The organism is Methylophaga sp. UBA4204 (genome assembly GCF_002379485.1).
Classification (GTDB): domain Bacteria; phylum Pseudomonadota; class Gammaproteobacteria; order Nitrosococcales; family Methylophagaceae; genus Methylophaga.
The window spans coordinates 4,934-26,915 of record NZ_DFTU01000068.1 but is presented as its reverse complement, the minus strand read 5'-3'; the positions used below and the strand labels follow the sequence as shown (position 1 = coordinate 26,915).

The window sequence follows — 21,982 nt, the reverse complement described above, 5'->3', positions numbered from 1 at the left end:
ACCCCGGAAGGCGCGCGCGACTATCTGGTCCCAAGTCGTACTCATCCAGGAGATTTCTTTGCATTGCCACAGTCGCCACAGTTATTTAAACAACTGCTGATGGTGGCTGGTATGGATCGCTATTACCAGGTTGTTCGTTGCTTCCGCGATGAAGATTTGCGTGCTGATCGTCAGCCGGAATTCACGCAATTGGATATTGAAACCTCTTTTGTTGAAGAAGAGGATTTAATGCAATTGATGGAAGAAATGATCCGCGACCTGTTTGCCAATGTATTAGAGCAACCGTTACCGAATCCTTTCCCAAGAATGACCTATGCGGATGCTATGGACCGTTATGGCAGTGATAAACCGGATCTGCGAATTCCATTGGAACTCGTTGATGTAAGTGATTTGATGCAGGGAGTTGATTTTAAAGTCTTCTCTGCACCAGCCAATGATGAAAATGGACGTGTGGCTGCTTTACGCGTTCCGGGTGGTAACTCATTAAGCCGTAAAGAAATTGATGATTACACCAAATTTGTCAGCATTTACGGTGCAAAAGGTCTGGCTTACATTAAAGTGAATGATCTTGCTGCTGGCCGGGAAGGTTTGCAATCACCTATTCTGAAATTCCTACCCGATGATGTGGTTGATGCGATTTTGCAAAGAACGGCAGCTGAAACCGGTGACCTTGTTTTCTTTGGTGCCGATAAAGCTTCTGTTGTGAATGAATCTTTGGGTGCTTTACGTGTCAAAATTGGCCATGATTTAGATATGGTTGAACATGGTTGGCGCCCGTTATGGGTGGTTGAATTCCCGATGTTTGAATGGGATGACAAAACGCAACGTTGGTATGCCTTACATCATCCCTTCACTGCGCCACGTGAGTCAGATATTGATTTATTAAGCAACGATCCGGGCAAGTGCTTGTCCCGTGCGTATGACATGGTATTAAACGGTACTGAATTGGGCGGCGGTTCGATTCGTATTCATAAAACAGATGTGCAGCAGAAAGTATTTGAAATGCTGGGTATTCCTGCTGAAGAAGCGGAAGAGAAATTTGGCTTCCTGTTACAGGCATTGAAATATGGCTGTCCACCACATGGTGGTTTGGCATTTGGTTTGGACCGCCTGGCGATGTTAATGACGGGCTCAGCATCGATCCGTGATGTAATGGCATTCCCGAAAACACAGTCAGCGGCTTGCCTGTTAACCAATGCACCAAGCCCGGTCAGTGATGAACAGCTTAAAGAATTGAATATTCGTCTGCGTAAAGTGCCAACAGCAGAAGTCTGAGCAAAAAAGCAATAGCGGATTTAAGAGGAAAGCGAAGTGGCTACAAAACTAGCAACAACGGCAATCCCGTTTGAACAATACTTCTCAATTGATGATGAGGCATGCGATCAACGTATAGCTGCCGCTAAACAGAAATTGGGCGATGATTTGGTTATTCTGGGGCATCACTACCAGCGTAATGAAGTTTTCAAACATGCGGATTTTTCAGGTGATTCGCTAAAACTGTCACGCAATGCTGCCGAATCAGACGCTCAGTACATCGTGTTTTGCGGCGTGCATTTTATGGCGGAAGTAGCGGACATTCTTTCCCGTCCTGATCAAATCGCGATTTTGCCCGATCTGGCAGCTGGTTGTTCTATGGCAGATATGGCGAATCGAGTAAATGTTGATCGCGCTTGGCAGGAAATGAGTGAAGTACTTGATCCAGATGAAATGATCACACCGATCACTTACATCAATTCTGCTGCAGATCTGAAATCCTTCTGTGGCAAACATGGTGGCATTGTCTGTACGTCAACCAATGCCCCCCATGTTTTGGATTGGGCATTTGCTCAGCGCGAAAAAGTCCTGTTTTTCCCCGATCAACACCTTGGTCGTAATACCGGTTATAAAATGGGTATTCCACTCGAAGAAATGGTCGTTTGGGATTTTGATAAGCCTCTTGGTGGTTTGACCCCGGAAGCATTGAAAAAAGCTAAAATCATTTTATGGAAAGGTTTCTGTTCAGTTCACCAGATGTTTCAACCACAACAAATTGATAACTTTCTGGAAAAATATCCGGAAACCAAAGTCATCTCTCATCCGGAGTGCAGTTTTGAAGTCTGTCAGAAGTCAGATTATGTCGGTTCCACTGAATATATAGTGAACACGATCGCCAACAGTGAACCTAACACGCGCTGGTTGGTGGGTACCGAATTGAATCTGGTGAACCGTTTACATGAACGTTTCCAGGACCAGGGTAAATCGGTGCATTTTATGTCGCCCACTGTCTGTATGTGTTCAACCATGTTCCGTGTTGATCCGCAGCATTTGTTATGGGTATTGGAAAACTTGGTGGAAGGTCATGTGGTGAATCAGGTGTCAGTGGATCCGGTGACTGCCAAAGAAGCCAAACTGGCGCTGGATCGGATGCTCGCCTTACCAATTTAATTGAGGAGTAGCGCGTTATGTCAGAGAGCAAACAAGCCTGTACACAGCGACGCTATGAAGTGAGCAAAAAAGATTTACCCATCAGCTGTCCCATGCCGGATATGCCGGCATGGAATGCCCATCCACGGGTATATCTTGAAATCAAAAGTCATGGTGAAGTGCTATGTCCATACTGCGGCACGCTATTCGTATTGAAAAATTGATTGATGAAAAAACGTCTACAAGTCGCTGTTGCGATTATTCTTAATAATGATGAACAGGTTTTAATTGCACGCCGTCATGCGCATCAGCATCAAGGTGATCTGTGGGAATTTCCTGGCGGTAAGCGTGAAGCCAATGAAACCCGGTTAGAGGCTGTGCAACGGGAGATTTACGAAGAGGTCGGTTTACAGGTTGAGCAGGCTGAACCCTTAATGCAGATAGTTCATGACTATCCAGAGTTGCAGGTTGAGCTTGATGTCTGGTTAGTGACCGAGTTTTCCGGTGATGCAACGGGCAAGGAAGGACAGCCATTAGTGTGGTGTCCCTTAGCTGAATTATCGGGCAGGGAATTTCCCGCTGCAAATATGCAGATTATTGAGCGGTTAACTAATTTCTACCTTGTTTAGCAGCTAGTGCTCGTTTACAGGCTGGCAGGTAGTAAATACTGAGCAACAGCAATCGTTAATGAAATGAGTTGGGATCGTCTTCAGGATCAATAACCGGCTCTCCAGGTATGCGGTGATTTCCCGCTGCCCATTCACCCAAGTCAATTAATTTACAGCGCTCACAGCAGAACGGCTTCCATTTGTTGTCATCAATCCATTCAACTTTACGTCCACATTGGGGACAATTTACTTTCAATACCATAATTACATCGTGCAACAGCTAAGCTGAAAATCCGCATCATCATTAATTTGTTGGGGACGTTGATTAATATCAAACGTCATAAACCGCACCGTGAAACGGTGTTTGCCACCACTTATTTCTGGGTAATAAGGCGTGCTTGACGGAATACGAACCCGAATTAATTGGGTTGGCAGATTACTGTCCAGGCTGCGTTGATAAAATCCCTTCTCTGCTTGAGCACCACTGAAACCGGCACTGCCACGAATCAGTTGCAGCGAAATATTAATCGCTCCGCGTACTGCTACAAACTGTTCCAGCCAGTAATTTAATTGTTGCTGGCGTTGCTCAACAGAGGAATGTTGTAACCAGTAATGGTAGGCAGGTAAATCAAAATCACAGGTGCCGCCGGCAATGCTGGATCGCTGACGGATGCTGTAAAGAAATTCATTTTCTTTTAAAACCTGACCAATTGACGTTTTACGAATCTGCAAGGCATCGAGTGTCTGATCCAACTCTGCAAGTAATGCATCCAATGTGTCTTTATCAACACCGGGCGAGTTTTCCAACGCTGACAAATTGGTAATCAGCCGTTCAACTTCCTTGGTCACTTCGGACTTCATATCGCCACGCTCAAATACCTGCAACATACTCAACATGGCATCAATGGCTTCACGATGACTCATTTCATCATCATGCTGAATGGCATAATCCACGCGCGCCAACAGAAATTCCAATCTCAGGAATGTTCTTATGCGTTCATTCAGTGGTTGTTCGTATGTGATAACGTCGGACATAGTGTGTTTTTATCATTTACATAAGGTCAGCTTGATGACCAGGATTAATTTTGCGTCGTCTCTGCCAGCTGACAATATAACGCATGCAGTTGAGTAACCTGAAATTTCAATTTTTCAATTCCATCACTATTGTCGATGATATCGTGAGCACATTGCAATCGCTGTTCGCGGTTTGATTGAGCCGCAAGATGTTGAGCAGCTTCTTCAATGGTTAGATTGTCTCGGATTTGCAGACGGGTGAGTTGAGTTTGGTAATCCACATCAACGACCAAAATACGATCCACGCACGACTGCATCCTGGCTTCAACTAATAACGGTACACTCAGAATACAGTAACGGCCTTTGGCATTTTCTGCCTGATGTAACAGTTGTTGGCGAATTGCTGGATGCAGGATCCGTTCAAGCGTTTTTTTGGCTGCAGCATCCGAGAACAGCATCTTACGTAATGCTGGTCGGTTTAACTGACCATCTGCAAGTACGTAATGATTGCCAAACTGCTCAACAATTTCCTGGTATTGGGTTGTACCAGGCTGGCTCAGTTCGCGGGCAATAATATCGGCATCAATAACGGTAACGCCCAGATCTGCAAATAATGTTGAGACAGTTGATTTGCCTGATGCAATGCCGCCGGTTAGGCCAACCCGAAACACCATCTCAGCTTAATCCGCTCCAATTCAGATATGCGGTACTCAGAGTGTCGCCCCATATCAGCGCCAGCCAGCCGGCTGCTGCCAGATAAGGACCAAATGGAATGGGAATATCCCGATGCTGTTGTTTTAACAAAATCAGGCTGATACCAACCACTGCACCGACTAAAGAGGATAATAAAATAATCATTGGCAATGCCTGCCAACCCATCCAGGCTCCCAAGGCTGCCAGCAGCTTAAAATCACCATAGCCCATGCCTTCCTTACCTGTGACCAAACGAAAGGCGTGATACACCAGCCAGAGCGCCAGATAACCGGCAATAGCACCAATAACGGCAGAGCTAATATCGGTATAGGTAGCAAACAGGTTAAAGCTGAGGCCTAACCACAATAAGGGTAAAGTAATGCTGTCTGGCAACAGTTGATGATCAACATCGATAAAGGTCAAAGCGAGCAGAGCCCAACTCAACAGTAATCCACCTACTACGGCAATGCTGAAACCAAAGTGCCATGCCACCACCGCCGAGATCACTGCAGTGAATAATTCGATCAGCGGATAGCGTTTGGATATTGGCGCTTTGCATTCCTTGCAACGACCTTTCAGAGCGAGATAACTGATTACCGGAATATTTTCCAATGCAGTAATCGCATGACCGCAATGCGGACAGCGAGAACGCGGTTTGCTTAACGTAAGTTCATCTGTCTCAGGTTCAGATGTTCCAATCAATTCATGGCACTGTTGGGCCCACTCACGCTGCATCATCAGCGGCAGTCGGTGAATGACTACATTGAGAAAGCTACCGACCAGTAATCCCAGAATGAAAATACTGGCAATAAAAAAAATGCTGGAGGTTTCCAGCAGATAAATTAGCGACATAGGATTAAACGACAGCGCCGAGTTTGAAAATCGGCAAGTACATGGCAATAACCAGTGTACCGATCAATACACCCAGGAAGGCCATGATAAACGGCTCCATCAACGCGGTCATATTATCAACAGCATCATCGACTTCACGTTCGAAAAAATCTGCGACTTTCGCCAGCATCGCATCCAAAGAACCCGATTCTTCACCGATGGAAACCATCTGAATCACCATATTAGGAAACAGCTCGGTATCGGTCATGGCTTTATTTAATTGGGTACCGGTTGAGACATCATCACGCATTTCCAAAGTGGCTTCGTTATAGACGATATTACCCGTGGCACCTGCTACCGAGGTCATCGCTTCCACCATTGGCACACCGGCTTTGAACATAACTGAAAATGTGCGAGCAAAACGTGCAATTGCACCTTTTGTTAATACATCACCAATAACCGGCAGTTTTAATAACATACGATCCATAAAATGCTGAACCTTGCGAGAGCGGCGTTGTGCTGCCATAAAGCCCATCACCGAGCCAATAATGCTGCCGAAAATTAACCACCAGTAATCCTGAAATACCTGGGAAATGCTGATGACCATTTTAGTAAGGCCAGGCAGGTCCGCACCAAACCCGGTAAATAAAGCCTGGAACTGTGGGATAACAAAGATCATCAAAATCGCCGTCACAATAAACGCTACTACCATGATGGCAGTTGGATAAACCAGCGCTTTTTTAATCTTCGATTTCAGTGCTTCAGTCTTTTCCTGATATGTCGCGATCTCGTGCAATAAGGCTTCCAGCGTACCGGACTGTTCACCGGCGTTGATAAGACTGATATACAGATCATCAAAATATAATGGGAATTTCGCTAATGACTCCGCCAGACTAGTGCCTGATTCAACATCGGCTTTAATTGCCAGAATCATTTCCTGCATACTGGCATTTTCATGGCCTTCGCCAATAATTTGCAGTGATTGCATCATCGGCACACCCGAAGACATCATGGTGGCCAGCATTCTGCTGAAGATGGCTATGTGAGCCGGTTTGATTTTGGGTTTGCGTGGAGCAAATAAATCCTTGGGTTTACGACGTACTTTGTCCGGCATAATACCTTGACGGCGTAAATCTGCCCGAACGGCCTGAATACTTTCACCGGCCTGTTCACCTTTAACCTTGCGGCCGGCTTTATTTGTTCCTTGCCAGATAAACAGGGTCGGTAATTCGGCTTTTTTAGGTTTAAGTTTAGCTTTAGCTGCTGTGGCCACGGTTTATTCCTTAATGACGCGGTTAATCTCTTCCAAGCTGGTTAATCCGGCCATGACTTTTTTCAAACCGGAAGCTCGTAAATCTGCAATACCCTCAGCTTTTGCCTGATCCGCCAGTTGCATGGAGTTACCGCCTTCCATAATCATTCTTCCCATTGCATCCGAGACTGGCATTACCTGATAGATACCAACACGACCTTTATACCCCTCGGTGCATTGATCGCAACCTACAGCACGGTAAACTTTGAAATCTGTCGCAATTTGCTCCGGTGTGTAACCTTCTTCGATCAGCGTTTCTTTTGGTAACGGTTCCACGGTTTTACAATGCTGACACAGGCGACGCGCCAGACGCTGGGCAATAATCAAGGTTACAGCGGAAGCGATATTAAACGCCGGCACACCCATATTGGCGAGGCGGGTCAATGTTTGTGGAGCGTCATTGGTATGTAGCGTTGAAAACACCATATGACCAGTCTGCGCAGCTTTAATGGCAATTTCAGCGGTTTCCAGATCGCGGATCTCACCCACCATGATTACGTCAGGATCCTGACGTAAGAAGGCTCTTAAACATTCAGTAAACCCCAGCCCGATCTGCGGATGTACATTGACCTGATTGATACCCGGCAGATTTATCTCTGCAGGGTCTTCTGCTGTAGAGATATTTCGATCGTCAGTGTTGAGAATATTTAAAGCGGTATACAAGGAAACGGTTTTACCACTACCTGTTGGACCGGTGACTAGCACCATGCCATAGGGTTTATGCATGGTCTCAAGAAAGATTTTTTTCTGATCTTCCTCATAACCCAATGCATCAATACCTAATTGGGCGCTAGTAGGGTCCAGAATACGCAGTACGATTTTTTCGCCGAACAGGGTCGGGCAGGTGCTGACACGAAAATCGATGGCTTTGGATTTGGAAATTTTCAATCGCATCCGGCCATCCTGGGGGACCCGACGTTCAGCAATATTCATTCTAGACAGGACTTTCAGCCGCGCAGCAATACGTCCGCCAAGCACTACGGGTGCCGTTTTGGTTTCATGGAGGATGCCATCAATACGCACCCGAACACGATATTTTTTCTCGTAGGGTTCAAAGTGAATATCCGAGGCACCGGCTTTGATCGCCTGAGTCAGAATACCGTTGATAAATCTGACGACCGGAGTGTCATCAATATTTTTTTCAGTGAGTTCAGCTCCACGATCAGCATCATCATCCGGCCCCAGATCAATATCATCTAGCTCAGCATCATCAAAATCATCCAGAACCTGGTTTTTGTTATCCAGTGCTTTTTCGATGGTGACGGATAATTTCTGTTCATCGACCAGAACAGGGTAAGTATTCAGAGCAGTGTTGAACTGGAATTCATCCAGGGCCTGAAGATTGGTAGGATCGGACACGGCCACATAAAGACGTTTACCACGTTGAAACAACGGTAGGGCATTATGCTGACGGATGAGTTTTTCCTGGAACAGGCTGGTAGGCGCAAGTTCCATATTCATACTGTCCAGGTCAAATAAAGGAACGCCAAATTCCTGAGAGGCAATGGCACCGATAACATCACTATCAAGCAGTTTGTTATTGACCAGATAGGTCACAAAAGATTGTGAAGCCTGTTTAGCCGTAACCTGAGCAGTCTGTGCCTGCTCCTCACTCAGCAACCCTTCACTTACAAGTCGTCTTGCAAGACCGCTTAGTCTGATTGGTGCTGTCATATTTGCCATTACAGGACGCTATTCCTTAATATAAAGCTAATTTTAAATGCACTTATAATATGTAAGTTAAATAATAAATTCTAGTTTCCAATGTGGGTCAGTTGCCAGTATTCCTGTGTATACTGCCTGCCTTTACAGCATCGGGGAAGACATCATGCGAAAAATTTCTGGCTGGAAAACTCTGGCGATCATCCTGTGTACCATAGGAATACTGACCTCATGCGGCCTAAAGGGTGATTTATATCTGCCTGAAGGAAACGCTAATACTGTGAAGGTTGCCTAAAAAATGCAGGATTATTTCACTCAAAAACATGGAGAGTTGCATGCCGAGCAGCAATCTTTAATTGATTTGGCGGCGCAATTTGGCACTCCTACTTATGTGTATTCCAGAGCTGCACTCGAACAGCATTGGAAAGCCTTTGATGATGCATTCAGTGCTTATCCGCATTTGGTCTGTTATGCGGTCAAAGCTAACTCTAATCTGGCGGTGCTGAATGTGTTGGCCAGACTGGGATCAGGTTTTGATATTGTGTCTGCCGGTGAATTGGCTCGCGTCATCGCCGCAGGTGGTCAAGCGGAGAAAACAGTGTTTTCCGGTGTTGGTAAAACCGCTGAAGAAATTGGTTATGCTTTGAAAACCGGTATTCGCTGTTTTAATGTGGAATCGATCCCTGAGTTGCAACGTATCAGTGATGTGGCCGTCAGTCTTAAAAAAACGGCTCCGATTTCCATTCGTGTCAATCCGGATGTCGATGCGCAAACCCATCCATATATTTCCACTGGCCTGAAAGAAAACAAATTTGGCATTGCCATTGATGATGCGCTGGCGGTGTATAAGCAGGCAGCTTCTTTGCCAAATCTGCAAGTGATTGGTGTGGATTGCCATATTGGCTCCCAACTGACCTCTGTTTCACCCTTCGTTGATGCTCTGGAACGAGTGTTAGCGTTGATTGATGCGTTGGCAGAGCAGGGTATTCATATAAAACATCTCGATATCGGCGGCGGACTGGGGATTTGTTATCGTGATGAAAAACCGCCAACTCCAGCTGAATATGCCAAAGCAATGCAGGCTTTATTAAAAGATCGTGATCTGGAAATCATGCTGGAACCCGGTCGGGCAATTGCAGGTAATGCCGGTGTGTTGCTGACGAAAGTGGAATATATCAAAGCCACAGAAGCCAAAAACTTCGCTATTGTCGATGCGGCAATGAATGATTTATTACGCCCGGCATTGTATCAATCCTGGATGGCGATTGAAGCCGTCAAACCCCGTCAGGATGAAGCTGAACAGGAATTTGATATTGTCGGTCCGGTCTGTGAAACCGGTGACTTTTTAGGCAAGGATCGCAGTCTGGCGATTCAAAGCGGAGATTTACTGGCGATTCGCTCTGCTGGGGCGTATGGTTTTACCATGAGTTCCAATTATAACTCGCGTCCGCGGGCCGCTGAAATTATGGTCGATGGAACAAATATGCATGTGGCGCGTCAACGCGAGTCGGTTGAAAGCCTTTATGCAGGTGAGCAGGTATTGCAGGATTAATCCTATGTTGAAATTCAGCAAAATGCATGGCCTTGGTAATGATTTTGTGGTGATTGATGCCATCAATCAGTCTGTGCAGCTGACCACTGAGCAAATTCGTTTTATGGCGGACCGACATATCGGTATCGGCTGTGATCAGTTATTGCTGGTAGAAAACAGTGACCTTAACGATGTCGATTTTCGTTATCGGATTTTTAACGCCGATGGCGGCGAAGTATCTCAATGCGGTAATGGCGCACGTTGTTTTGCCAGATATGTACGTGACAATGGCCTTACCACCAAGGATTCAATTGCAGTTGAAACGGCTTCCGGCGTGATTTATCCCACCTTGCAGGCCGATGGTCAGGTCTGTGTTGATATGGGAAAACCTCGCTTCTCGCCAGAACAAGTCCCATTTAACGTGGCTGAGCAGAGTAATACCTATATGCTGGCGGTGGAACCAGGACATCAGGTGGAAATTGCTGCATTATCAATGGGCAATCCCCATGCGGTTTTATTGGTTGATGATGTGACCACCGCGCCTGTCAGCGAGTTGGGACCTAAAATTGAAAACCATCAGCAGTTTCCGGAACGGGTCAATGTCGGGTTTATGCAGCTGATAGATCACGAGCATATTAAATTGCGGGTGTATGAACGTGGCTCTGCTGAGACAACGGCTTGTGGTACCGGAGCCTGTGCGGCAGTGGTCAGTGGGATTCGTCGCGGAATACTTGGACGTCAGGTCAGTGTTTTACTGCCGGGCGGCACATTAGAAATCAGCTGGCCGGATGAAAATTCTTCCGTATGGATGACCGGACCAGCACAACATGTATTTGATGGAGAAATTGCGTGGGCAACACTCAACAATCTGTAAGCGCTGAGCAGGTCAGTGAATTTTTACGTCAGCACACAGATTTTTTAATCGATCAGCCGGATTTATTGTCCGAGCTGGAATTCGAAAACACACCTGAAGGCACTATTTCGCTGGCACAGCGCCAACGTCAGCAATTACGCCAGAAAAATCAGCATCTGCATGAACAGTTGCATGCATTAATCGATAATGCGCATAGCAATGCTGAATTACAGCAGCGAGTCCATCAACTCTGTCTGCGACTGATGGACTGTCAGGACATGCACAGCCTGCTGGCAACGTTGATGCAACAATTACAGCAAGAATTCTCGGCTGACGAAGTGTCGTTAAGACTGTTTTACAGTGGCGATCAAAAACCAAAATTACCGCCAGTCGAAGGTAACATCGTCGAACTGCATGCTGATGACAGCCAACTGAAAGCATTTGATCATATTCTGGGCAAGCAGCTACCGGTTTGTGGCCGACTGACCAAAGCGCAGAAACAATTACTGTTCGGTGACAAAGCCGATGAAGTGCATTCGGTGGCCTGTTTACCTTTAGGACACGAGCCCTGTGCCGGTTTACTGGCGATTGCCAGCAGTGATGCCAACCGCTTTCATGCCGATATGGGCACTGAATATCTGAGCTTTCTCGGTGAAGTGTTTATGCGTCTGCTGCGCCGTTTCTGCCACGGCCAGAATGACAGCTGAGCTGCAAACACCGCTGCAGGATTTTCTGCAGTATCTGGAGCAACAGCGCCGGGTTTCGCCGCATACCGTACTCAATTATCAGCGTGATTGTCAGCAATTAATTGAATATTGCCAACAACAATCCTTTACCGATTGGCAACTTCTTAAACCGGCAGATATTCGTCTGTTTATTGCCCGCCTGCATCGAAAAGGTTTAGGTGCCCGCAGTATTCACCGTTTACTTTCAGCCGTTCGCAGTTTTTATCGCTATCTGCTCAAAGAAGGCCTGGTCGATCATAATCCGGCGCAATCGGTGCAGGCACCCAAAGCCGAAAAACGTTTACCAAAAACCCTCGATGTAGACCAAATGAATTCATTGCTTGATAGTACACCGGCTGACACTTTTGTCGCCTGTCGGGATCGGGCAATTATGGAATTATTCTATTCCTCTGGCCTGCGTCTGGCAGAGCTGGCAGCATTGGATTTACGTGATGTCGATTTTGGCCAGCAACTAGTACATGTCATCGCCGGTAAAGGTAATAAAGGAAGGATTCTGCCAATTGGTCGTACAGCGATTGATGCATTGAAAGTCTGGCTCGATAAACGGGATCAGAACGGTCTGTATCAACAACCAGCATTGTTTACCACGCAACAAGGCAAGCGCCTTGGTGTACGTTCCATCCAGCAACGCCTGGCTTTCTGGGGTAAAAAACACGGTATCTCCGAACACGTTCATCCGCATCGGCTACGGCATGCGTTTGCCTCACATATGCTTGAATCCAGCAGTGACTTGAGAGCCGTGCAGGAGTTGTTGGGACACTCGGATATCAGCACAACGCAAGTCTATACCCATCTGGATTTTCAGCACTTGGCGAAGGTTTATGATGCCGCGCATCCTCGGGCTAAGAAGCGTTCTTGAGATTAACCACAGAGGCACAGAGGGCACGGAGAGTTAAAAGCGATTTATCCGCAGATTACGCAGATGGACGAAGATTTCTTAGAGAGAAATATAAAAGAAAAGATATGCGAACACAAAGCTCAGAGGCCGCCCCTAAATCCCCTTTTGTGCTGACGAGTAGCGCAGGTTTATCTGGATAAGGATTGGTCAGTGTCTGAGCGCAGCGAGTTTTGGCCAATCCCCAGATAAATCGTGCAACGCAGTGGAGCCGCAGGCCAGCACAAGGGGTGCCCTTGGGTTGTTAGGGGCTTGGGCACGCAAGCCCCTGACTCGCGAGAGCGAAAGATCAGCTTAAATAGGCAAAATGAACTTAAAGCATAATTTCGCCTGAGGGCGAGTTCATTTTCTTTGCTTGCCCAAAGAAAACGAACCAAAAGAAAATGCACCCCTTGTGTTGGCCTGCGGCTCCCCGAAAAAAATGGCCATCGCAGGGAAATCGAAAAAACTCGCTTCGCTCAAACATTCCGATTTCTAATCCTGCGATAACCATTTTTTCCGGCAACACAAAAGGGGATTCAAGGGAAGCCTCTGGGATCTATGCCCTTTTCTAAATCCTTTCTTAACTTCTATCTAACAATCTGCGCCCATCTGCGTAATCTGCGGATAAATTGCTTTTATAGCCTCAGTGTCCTCTGTGTCTCTGTGGTTAATAATCCAGCTAATGCGCCTGTTCCCAATTATCCCCAACTCCAATCCCCACTTCTAATGGCACTTCGAGATCAGCTGCTTGAATCATAAACTGCTCAATTTCGGTTTTAGCCAAATCAAGCTGATCGTCTGGCACTTCAAAAACCAATTCATCGTGTACCTGCATAATCATGCGAATACCGGTATCGGCTTCGAGCAGCCAGTCATGAATTGAAATCATCGCGCGTTTGATAATATCTGCCGCGCTGCCCTGCATTGGCGCGTTAATCGCGGTGCGTTCGGCATATTGGCGACGCAGGCCGTTACTGGAGTTGATTTCCGGTAGATATAAACGTCGGCCGAAAATGGTTTCGACGTAACCATCCTTTTTGGCCTGCTCGCGGGTATTGTCCATGTATTTTCTGACGCCGGGATAGCGTTCGAAATAGGTTTCCATGTATTTGGCGGCCTGATGACGTTCGATACCAAGTTGTTTGGAAAGTCCGTGGGCTGACATGCCGTAAATCAAACCGAAGTTGATGGCTTTGGCACTGCGTCGTTGATCGCCAGTGACGTTTTCCGGTTCCACACCAAAGATTTCAGAAGCGGTATGGCGATGAATATCTTCACCTTCGGCAAACGCGGTCAACAGGCTTTTATCACCGGATAAATGCGCCATGATGCGTAATTCAATTTGCGAATAATCCGCCGCCAGTATTTTGGAACCTTTACCGGCGACAAAGGCTTCACGGATTTTGCGACCCGTTTCAGTACGGATTGGAATATTCTGCAGGTTCGGATCCGATGACGATAACCGCCCGGTGGCAGTCACCGCCTGATGATAGGAGGTGTGCACACGTCCAGTCTGTTGATTCACCTGTTGTGGCAGTTTGTCGGTGTAGGTGGATTTCAGCTTACTTAAACTGCGATATTGCATAATGATTTGCGGCAGCTCATAGCCATCATCAGCTAATTCCTGCAGCACATTTTCAGCGGTCGAGGGTTGGCCTTTGGGTGTTTTTTTACGTACCGGCAACTGTTGCTGGTCGTAAAGAATTTCCTGTAGCTGCTTTGGTGAACCCAGATTAAATTTGGTACCGGCAGAGGCATGGGCTTCTTTTTCCAGCCGATCAATATCTAACGCCAGTTGATCGCTTTGCTGCTGCAACATAAAGATATCAATATGCACGCCATTACGTTCCAGCGTATTCAGCACCGGCAGCAACGGCATTTCCAGTTCACGATAAACTATTTCCAATGATGGAATCGCCTGAACTTTTGGCCACAAAATATTGTGTAGCTGCAAGGTGATATCGGCATCTTCGCAGGCATAAGGTGAAGCTTCTTCCAAACCGATTTCATTGAAGGTCAGTTGTTTTTTGCCTTTACCGGCAATATCTTCAAAATGGATAGTGCTGCGATTCAGATATTTTTCGGCCAGCGAATCCATATCATGGCGGGTTGCGGTGCTGTCGAGCACATAGGATTGCAGCATTGTGTCATGGGCGATGCCCTGCAAATCAATGCCATGATTCAGCAGAATATGCCGATCATACTTGAGGTTTTGACCGACTTTCAGGGCCTTGGGATCTTCCAGTAATGGTTTCATCAGAGCCAGCGTGGCATCAAAATCCAGCTGATCCGGCGCGCCCGGATAATCATGGGCCAGCGGCAGATAAGCGGCTTCTCCAACTTTGATGGCAAATGACATACCGACAATCCGTGCCTGCAGATAATTGAGGCTTGTAGTCTCGGTATCAAAGGCAAACAGTTCAGCTTTTTTGAGTTTTTCCAGCCAGCTATCCAGCTGCTGCTGAGTCAAGATGGTTTCGTAATGGGTTTCAATCGTTGATGCTTCTACACTATCGGAAATCTGACTGGCGTTAACTATATTTGAGCGTGGATCGTGTCCGGTTTTGAGTTCATTAATCCAGCTGCGGAATTCCAGCTTTTCAAAAAGCTCCAACAGAGTGGCATTATCCTGAGGTTTATTCTGAATATCTTCGACATGAATCGGCAGTTCAACATCACATTTAATGGTCGCTAGCTGATAACTTAATTCAGCCATTTGTTTATGCTCAGCCAATTTCTCAGGCATCTTTTTGGCACCACGAAAATCCAACGTACTTACCGAATCAAGATTGTTGTATATGGCTTCTATACCACCAAGGTTTTGTAGTAATGCTAATGCTGTTTTTTCGCCAACTCCGGGAACGCCAGGAATGTTGTCAACTTTATCGCCCATCAATGCTAATAAGTCGATGATGAGCTCTGGTGGTAAACCAAATTTTTCTTTGACGCCTTCAATATCAAGTTTGGTCTCTGTCATAGTGTTCACCAAGGTGACATTAGAATTGACCAATTGCGCCATATCTTTGTCACCAGTGCTAACCACCACATGCAAACCTTTTGCTGTAGCTTCTTGCGCGAGCGTTCCGATAACGTCATCTGCTTCAACGCCCTCGATTGAAAACAAAGGTAATCCCATCGCATGAATAACGTCATGGATCGGTTGTACTTGTAAACGTAAATCATCCGGCATTGGTGGGCGTTGTGCCTTGTACTCGGCAAATAGTTCATCCCTGAAGGTTTTGCCTTTAGCATCAAATATCACAGCAATGTGACTTTCTGGATAGTCTTTCGCTAACCGACGTAACATAGAAGTCACGCCTCGTACGGCGCCAGTGGGCTCACCCGCTGAATTCCGCATGTCTACTTTGTACATCGCATGATAAGCGCGATACAGGTAGGAAGAGCCATCAACAAGTATAAGTGGTGCAGTTTGAGTCATAGTTCACAAGGCCTGAAATTAGTGGCAAACAGATTGCTTTTATCATCGTAGCGGAAATGCTATCTTTATCGGAAATTAGTGGAGCCAAGTCATGTTAAAACCGTTCGCCATTGTACGCGCAATCAGCGCAATGTTCACAGGAAGTGCCTGGGCTGGGGCTGCGGGCCCTGATTTATCTGAACCACCTGTTGTGCCGCCTACATTACAGGATGGCGAAAGCATTGAACCTGAAATCACCATTATCCAGGAAGAAGATCGTACCATTGAAGAATACCGCGCCAACGGTCAGCTTTACATGATCAAAATCACCCCGGATATCGGACCATCCTACTACCTGATGGATACTGATGGCGATGGTTCACTTGAAACCCAAAAACATAACCTTGCCAATCCGGAAGTGCCGAACTGGATTTTGTTGGAATGGTAACAAAAACTCCCGTTAACTGAGATTTTCATGTCTGTTTATACCGAAGTCGGGCGCGATGAATTAATGGCGTTCCTCGGCGATTATGCCGTTGGTAATCTGATTGATTATCAGGGCATTTCTGCTGGAATCGAAAATACCAATTATTTTGTGACCACCGATCAGGGCGAGTTTGTGCTTACTCTGTTCGAACAGCACGAATTCGCTGAATTGGATTACTTCCTGGAAGTCATGACGTTTTTCTTCAAGCATGGCATTCCCTCTGCGCATCCTGCCGAAGATAAACAGGGAAATTACCTCAAGTCTTTATGCGGTCGTCCAGCAGCGCTTGTTATGCGCCTGGCGGGACATACAGTTGATGAACTTGCCACACTAAGTCAATGTGAAGCCATCGGCGATATGCTGGCGCAAATGCATCTTGTCGGACAGAAGTTTAAACATCGCCGGGCAACACAACGCGGTGCTGACTGGCGTGAATCGATGGCTGAAACACTATTGCCACATATGTCTGCAGAACAGGCAGAAATGCTTCAAGCAGAACTGAATTTTCAACAACATTACAGCGATCTGGAATTACCGTGGGGTGTCACCCATTCGGATTTATTCCGCGATAACGCCTTGTTTGTCGACAATGAACTGCAGGGTATTATTGATTTTTACTATGCCTGCGATGAATTCCTTATTTATGACCTGGCCGTAGTGGTCAATGACTGGTGTGTCAATGAACAAGGGTTGATTGATAACGAACGCTATCAGCGTTTGATGAACGCTTATCTACAACGTCGGCAACTCAATGAAGCCGAAAAGTCCAATTGGAATCTGGTTTGTCGTGCGGCAGCATTACGTTTCTGGTTGTCACGCCTGCAGGATCAGCTTTTCCCTCGTGAAGGTGAAATGACACAGATTAAAAATCCCGATGCATTTCTGAAAATTTTGCAGCAGCATCGCCATAATCCATTGTCTTTAAATACTTTGCAAAACGCTTGATGTTAATCCATCAGGCATTTTTCCGTTTATGAAAGTATTAATCATCAAGCTCACCTCCATGGGCGATTTAATGCATGCCTTACCGGCGCTGAGCGATGCGGCCAAAGCCTTTCCCGGCATTGAATTTGACTGGGTGGTGGATGAAGCCTTTGCTGAAGTTCCAAAATGGCATCCCAATGTTCGCAAAGTCATCACCACCTCGCATCGGCGTTGGAAGAAATCCGCCTGGCAAACGTTGACCGGTGGTGAACTACGCCAGTTCTATCGTGAACTGAATCTGGATGATTATGATGCTGTCGTTGATATGCAGAATAATCTGAAAAGCGCGTTGGTCAGTAAGTTACGCCGCGGCCCGGTCTATGGTCTGGATAAACAATCCTGTCGTGAACGACCGGCCCATCTGGCTTATCAATACCCGATAACGGTTAATCCACAGCAACATGCCGTGGATCGGATGCGGCAGATCCTGTCACAGGCACTGGATTATCCACTCCCCAAAACACCCGCCAAATATGCGGCGAATTTCAGTAAATATCCGTTACCGGAGCTCGAGTTTGCCTTACCCGAGCGTTATCTGATGTTTGTGCACAATGCCAGCTGGCTGACCAAGCTCTGGCCGATTAATTTCTGGCAGCAATTGGTTTTACAGGCGCGATCTGAAGGTTATTCCGTATTGTTACCGTGCGGCAATAATGAAGAATATCTGCGTGCTCAACAGATCGCTTCAATTGATGCAATGGCTTTTGCGTTACCACGTTTAGGCCTGAACGATATTGCGGCGATTATGCACCACTCGGCAGGTGCGGTGTGCAGTGATACCGGACTGGCACATCTTGCTGCTGTTGCCGGAACACCAGCGTTAACATTGTATGGTGCGACAGACACAGCGCTGATTGGCACCTATGGCAAACATCAGCAGCATCTGGTCAGTGAGTTTAACTGCGCCCCATGCTATAAACGCAAATGCCCGTTACCCGCCTCACGCAATGGCGAACCAGTGTGTATGACCGAAATGACACCGGAAATGGTTTGGCATGGACTGCAACCACTTTTAGCCGCACAATAACCGCTTTCTCTAATCAATAAATCAAACGTTATGAAAAATGCATTCCCGGATTTTCGGCAGGCCAATGTCGTCGTAATAGGCGATTTGATGCTGGACCGCTTCTATTTTGGTAAAACCAAGCGTATTTCTCCTGAAGCGCCTGTGCCAGTAGTGAATGTTGAGCGATTGGAAGATATTCCGGGCGGTGCCGCCAATGTAGCGATGAATATTGCTTCACTCGGTGCCAACTGCAGTTTGTCAGGCATTACTGGTCAGGATGAAGCCGCGCAGGTGTTAGAAGAGCGACTGCGTTCGGTCAGCATTGAGTGTGCATTTCATCAAACCTCACAACACCCCACCATCATAAAATCCCGCATTATCAGCGCGCATCAGCAACTGCTACGGATGGATTTTGAAAGCCGATTTACCATAGAAAGCGCTGTTGGGATGGCTGACAAAGTCACGCCATTGCTGGTTAATGATGGTGTGATGGTTTTGTCAGATTACGACAAAGGCACGCTGCATGATCCACAGCAATGGATTAACTTGGCGAAAGCCAATGCTATGACCGTGCTGGTCGATCCAAAAGGCAATGATTTCAGTAAATATCGTGGTGCGGATTTAATCACCCCCAATCTCACCGAATTTGAAACGGTGACGGGCGAAATTCAATCAGAAGCCGACCTGATTGAGAAAGCCAAAAAGCTGATTGCCGACTTTGATATTAAAGCGGTATTGATCACCCGTAGTGAACAGGGCATGTCGTTGATCACCAATGACAACAGCGAATTCCATCTACCGGCGATTGCCAAAGAAGTTGCCGATGTCACCGGAGCCGGGGACACCGTGATTGCCACCTTGGCAGCAGCACTGGCCGCCGGACAATCTTTGCAACAAGCCGTGACCTTAGCCAATGTCGCTGCCAGTATTGTGGTCAGCAAACTGGGCACATCCACTGTCAGCGAACCCGAACTGTTTGCCGAATATCAACGTCATCAGGGCACAAATCAAAGTGATCATTCCTTTGCTGGTGCGGTCACCGTTGAACAATTAAAAATTGCGGTTGATCAAGCCAAAAAACGTGGCGAGAAAATTGTCTTTACCAACGGCTGTTTCGATATTCTGCATGCCGGTCATGTCAGCTATCTGCATCAGGCGCGCGCCCAGGGCGATAGATTAATTGTTGCCATTAACTCCGATGAATCGGTCACCAAACTTAAAGGTAAAGGTCGTCCGATTAATACTGCGGATCGCCGTCAGATCGTGTTGGCGGGCCTGGCCGATGTGGATTGGGTTACCGTCTTCGAAGGCGATACTCCGGAAGATCTGCTCAGAAAAATCCAACCGGATATCCTGGTTAAAGGCGGCGACTACGATAAAAAAGGCGTGGTTGGCTGGGAAATCGTTGAAGGCTACGGCGGCGAAGTCAGAGTGATGGGCTTAACCGAAAACTGCTCTACCACGGCGATAGTGAATAAGATTCATCAGGATAGATAACCACAGTAGTAACAAAGCAATTTATCCGCAGATTACGCAGATGGACGCAGATTATTTATTAAGATAAATAGACCACAGAGACACAGAGGGCACAGAGGTTTCAAAGGAATCTATCCGTGGTTTATCAGACAATTTGGTAGGTTGGTTGAATGCAATGAAACCCAACAAATATCGAATATTCAAGCCAAAATGTTGGGTTTCACAAGCTCAACCCAAACTACCTTGCTTAAGCAATATTAAAATTCAAAATATCTGAAAGCTTAGATGTGACTTTTGGTGCATAGATTTGTGACCTTGAAAGCAGATCTGTAATTTGATTTTCTGTAATGACAAAATCAGAATAGCAAACAGCAGAGCCGATGTAACACCAGTCATTCAAATCAGACTGCTTGGGGGTCAAGCTACCATTTCTTGCCCACTGTTCTCTCAGATGCATATCCACTTTTCTTGTTGGCATCATATTTAAAAATCTACAGAAACTTTCTTCGCCTAGTAGCATAAACTTTTCAAGAGGAACACCCAAATACACTAGCTCTTCACTAATTGGTTCAAGGATATCCTTAAATGTGATTGAATAGATTCTCCGTTTTAACTCAGCTTCAGTCATTGTTGAAGCACAGCCTTTCCATTCTTCAAGATGGTCTTTAAATTTGTTATCTGAAGTAAGATCTACCTTAGTAAATAGGTATTCAATTTCACCAGATTTTAGAACACCACTAAGAAATGTAGCCTCGATAATGCTGAAGATGTCGTTTTCAAATTTATTTCTAATATATTCAGGAATATGTTCAGGTTTTGGCCAGACTAATTTTAGATTGAAATATCTACCAAGTGCATGTTCAAAGCCCTTTCCTAAATATTGAAACTCTTCCTTTTTGTTATTCAAATCTAATATTGATACTAAGGCAGAACGAACTTCATGTCTTACGATATTTCTTAGCGCGGCTACAGAAAAGCCTTGTGATAGTGTCCTCATGACAGAAGCTAATCTTTGCCTACGATTTGGATCCGAGTGCTTAAGTGTTTCGTAATAGTGTGAGATCGATAGAGGAAAAACGGCACACCCTGAGTTACTTAATATATTCATGTGCTCAAGAGCTTCCGATGTTCCGTCCTTTGCAGGCTTACCATTGACACATTTTGCTATTTCTATCCAATGCAACTGATCCAAATAAACTATCTTCAATGTACATAAACTCCTTGCCAGTTATCCGAACGTCTCAATAAATGACACACTTTAACGTGTCTATCGACTAAGGCGAGAATTAGATTACTCGTTAGGATGGGAAGTATGGGATCAGTATTTAAACTTGATTCTGCCAAGCTACACTCATTCAATTCGAGTCAACCGCAAACTCCCATCTGATGGTAATAGGATACGGTAGACTTGGCGTGCACCAGGCGTAAGGGTGGTTTCTTGTGATGCAGCTATATTTGGACAGAGGCCACCCCCAGTTTCTAATCGAAAAAAATGTTGCCCTGCGGGCACGTGAATTGTGATTTTTTCCCCATGACGAATGGCAAACACCTTTACGTTATCAACATACATATCATGACTGCATCCCGCACCAGAGAAGCCCTTGTCTCGGAGAAAAATAATTGTTGCATCACCAGCGGATTCTGCCGGTCCAAGATAGGATGGGTGATAAATTCTGTCTGGGTCGACTGGTGAAGCGCTTTGTTGCGTGACGGGCGTAGTAGAACATGCGCTCAACAACAACGTGCCCATTAGCATAGCTGTTTTTAACAATATGACAGCCTTAAAACAGCTTTTTAATGAGCTCTGTAGCCTGATAATAAATGGTAACTTGAACGACTTGTAATTATTCAACATTGCAACGATCCCTGATAAGTAATTGAAATAGAACTTCTATAGTTGGCTAACTATAACTGTAATAATTAATCGTGAATCATAACGATGAAAGGTCATGGATCTTCGCAAAAGTCGCCAAAAAATAATCCATCTATTGATAAATACTAAATCTGCGTCCATCAGCGTAATCTGCGGATAAATATTTATATCCCCAAAAACCTCCGTGCCCTCTGTGTCTCTGTGGTTA

General features: G+C 46.0%; 23 protein-coding genes. 13 read left to right on the top strand and 10 right to left on the bottom strand.

The annotated features are described in order from the left end of the window. The 4 genes from aspS to mutT form a co-directional block, all read left to right on the top strand. Positions 1 to 1,275 (top strand): aspartate--tRNA ligase (aspS, locus tag B3182_RS10145; protein ID WP_292752640.1); only part of this gene is annotated, 1,275 nt, incomplete at its 5' end. A gap of 36 nt (positions 1,276 to 1,311) precedes the next feature. Next, entirely contained in the window at positions 1,312 to 2,424 is a 1,113-nt protein-coding gene (gene nadA, locus B3182_RS10140; RefSeq protein WP_292356077.1) for a quinolinate synthase NadA, read from the top strand. A 17-nt stretch (positions 2,425 to 2,441) separates the two neighbouring features. Continuing rightward, positions 2,442 to 2,627 carry a zinc-finger domain-containing protein gene (locus B3182_RS10135; RefSeq protein ID WP_292356078.1) on the top strand — a complete coding sequence of 62 codons (186 nt, stop codon included), beginning with the start codon at positions 2,442 to 2,444 and terminating at the stop codon, positions 2,625 to 2,627. A gap of 3 nt (positions 2,628 to 2,630) precedes the next feature. Further along, positions 2,631 to 3,032 (top strand): 8-oxo-dGTP diphosphatase MutT, encoded by a 402-nt coding sequence (gene mutT, locus B3182_RS10130; protein WP_292356080.1) that lies wholly within the window; start codon positions 2,631 to 2,633, stop codon positions 3,030 to 3,032. Positions 3,033 to 3,087: 55 nt separating this feature from the next. Here the strand turns inward: mutT and yacG are convergent, their stop codons facing one another. From yacG to pilB, 6 genes are read right to left on the bottom strand one after another with little or no spacing between them, the layout of a single operon-like run. Then, a complete protein-coding gene (gene yacG / locus B3182_RS10125) occupies positions 3,088 to 3,273 on the bottom strand; it encodes a DNA gyrase inhibitor YacG (protein ID WP_292356324.1) in 186 nt (61 codons plus the stop codon). A gap of 2 nt (positions 3,274 to 3,275) precedes the next feature. Beyond that, positions 3,276 to 4,046, bottom strand: a complete 771-nt coding sequence (zapD, locus tag B3182_RS10120) for a cell division protein ZapD (protein ID WP_292356082.1) — start codon at positions 4,044 to 4,046, stop codon at positions 3,276 to 3,278. Positions 4,047 to 4,090: 44 nt separating this feature from the next. After that, positions 4,091 to 4,699, bottom strand: a complete 609-nt coding sequence (gene coaE, locus B3182_RS10115) for a dephospho-CoA kinase (protein WP_292356084.1) — start codon at positions 4,697 to 4,699, stop codon at positions 4,091 to 4,093. Between the two features lies 1 nt (position 4,700). Then, on the bottom strand, positions 4,701 to 5,570 hold the full coding sequence (locus B3182_RS10110; RefSeq protein WP_292356086.1) for a prepilin peptidase: 870 nt from the start codon (positions 5,568 to 5,570) through the stop codon (positions 4,701 to 4,703). 4 nt (positions 5,571 to 5,574) lie between these two features. Next, positions 5,575 to 6,822 (bottom strand): type II secretion system F family protein, encoded by a 1,248-nt coding sequence (locus B3182_RS10105; protein WP_292356088.1) that lies wholly within the window; start codon positions 6,820 to 6,822, stop codon positions 5,575 to 5,577. Positions 6,823 to 6,825: 3 nt separating this feature from the next. After that, complete coding sequence (pilB, locus tag B3182_RS10100) at positions 6,826 to 8,544, bottom strand: type IV-A pilus assembly ATPase PilB (protein ID WP_292356090.1); 1,719 nt, start codon at positions 8,542 to 8,544, stop codon at positions 6,826 to 6,828. A 145-nt stretch (positions 8,545 to 8,689) separates the two neighbouring features. On the opposite strand from pilB, the gene lptM reads away from it, so the two are divergent. The 5 genes from lptM to xerC are packed head-to-tail and all read left to right on the top strand — an operon-like array spanning position 8,690 to position 12,512. Then, positions 8,690 to 8,818, top strand: a complete 129-nt coding sequence (gene lptM, locus B3182_RS16300) for an LPS translocon maturation chaperone LptM (RefSeq protein ID WP_292356092.1) — start codon at positions 8,690 to 8,692, stop codon at positions 8,816 to 8,818. Between the two features lie 3 nt (positions 8,819 to 8,821). Further along, positions 8,822 to 10,075, top strand: a complete 1,254-nt coding sequence (gene lysA, locus B3182_RS10095; RefSeq protein ID WP_292356093.1) for a diaminopimelate decarboxylase — start codon at positions 8,822 to 8,824, stop codon at positions 10,073 to 10,075. Between the two features lie 4 nt (positions 10,076 to 10,079). After that, positions 10,080 to 10,928, top strand: coding sequence for a diaminopimelate epimerase (gene dapF / locus B3182_RS10090; protein WP_339640413.1), 849 nt, complete (start codon positions 10,080 to 10,082; stop codon positions 10,926 to 10,928). Further along, entirely contained in the window at positions 10,904 to 11,614 is a 711-nt protein-coding gene (locus B3182_RS10085) for a DUF484 family protein (protein WP_292356094.1), read from the top strand. Before dapF ends, B3182_RS10085 begins: the two co-directional genes overlap by 25 nt. A 1-nt stretch (position 11,615) precedes the next feature. Further along, a complete protein-coding gene (gene xerC / locus B3182_RS10080) occupies positions 11,616 to 12,512 on the top strand; it encodes a tyrosine recombinase XerC (protein WP_414673331.1) in 897 nt (298 codons plus the stop codon). A gap of 697 nt (positions 12,513 to 13,209) precedes the next feature. Here xerC and polA read toward each other — a convergent pair. Next, entirely contained in the window at positions 13,210 to 15,969 is a 2,760-nt protein-coding gene (gene polA / locus B3182_RS10075; RefSeq protein WP_292356096.1) for a DNA polymerase I, read from the bottom strand. A 91-nt stretch (positions 15,970 to 16,060) separates the two neighbouring features. On the opposite strand from polA, the gene B3182_RS10070 reads away from it, so the two are divergent. From B3182_RS10070 to hldE, 4 genes are read left to right on the top strand one after another with little or no spacing between them, the layout of a single operon-like run. Next, positions 16,061 to 16,396 (top strand): DUF2782 domain-containing protein, encoded by a 336-nt coding sequence (locus B3182_RS10070; RefSeq protein WP_292752637.1) that lies wholly within the window; start codon positions 16,061 to 16,063, stop codon positions 16,394 to 16,396. Positions 16,397 to 16,423: 27 nt separating this feature from the next. Further along, positions 16,424 to 17,380 carry a homoserine kinase gene (locus B3182_RS10065; RefSeq protein WP_292356098.1) on the top strand — a complete coding sequence of 319 codons (957 nt, stop codon included), beginning with the start codon at positions 16,424 to 16,426 and terminating at the stop codon, positions 17,378 to 17,380. 28 nt (positions 17,381 to 17,408) lie between these two features. Further along, complete coding sequence (gene waaC, locus B3182_RS10060) at positions 17,409 to 18,446, top strand: lipopolysaccharide heptosyltransferase I (protein WP_292356099.1); 1,038 nt, start codon at positions 17,409 to 17,411, stop codon at positions 18,444 to 18,446. 30 nt (positions 18,447 to 18,476) lie between these two features. Continuing rightward, entirely contained in the window at positions 18,477 to 19,922 is a 1,446-nt protein-coding gene (hldE, locus tag B3182_RS10055) for a bifunctional D-glycero-beta-D-manno-heptose-7-phosphate kinase/D-glycero-beta-D-manno-heptose 1-phosphate adenylyltransferase HldE (protein ID WP_292356100.1), read from the top strand. Between the two features lie 226 nt (positions 19,923 to 20,148). On the opposite strand, the gene B3182_RS10050 is transcribed toward hldE, so the two are convergent. The 3 genes from B3182_RS10050 to B3182_RS10040 all read right to left on the bottom strand — a co-directional run. Next, entirely contained in the window at positions 20,149 to 21,108 is a 960-nt protein-coding gene (locus B3182_RS10050) for a hypothetical protein (RefSeq protein WP_292356101.1), read from the bottom strand. 144 nt (positions 21,109 to 21,252) lie between these two features. After that, entirely contained in the window at positions 21,253 to 21,756 is a 504-nt protein-coding gene (locus B3182_RS10045; RefSeq protein WP_292356102.1) for a hypothetical protein, read from the bottom strand. Positions 21,757 to 21,792: 36 nt separating this feature from the next. Beyond that, on the bottom strand, positions 21,793 to 21,982 hold a 190-nt coding region (locus tag B3182_RS10040; protein ID WP_292752634.1), incomplete at its 5' end, for a hypothetical protein.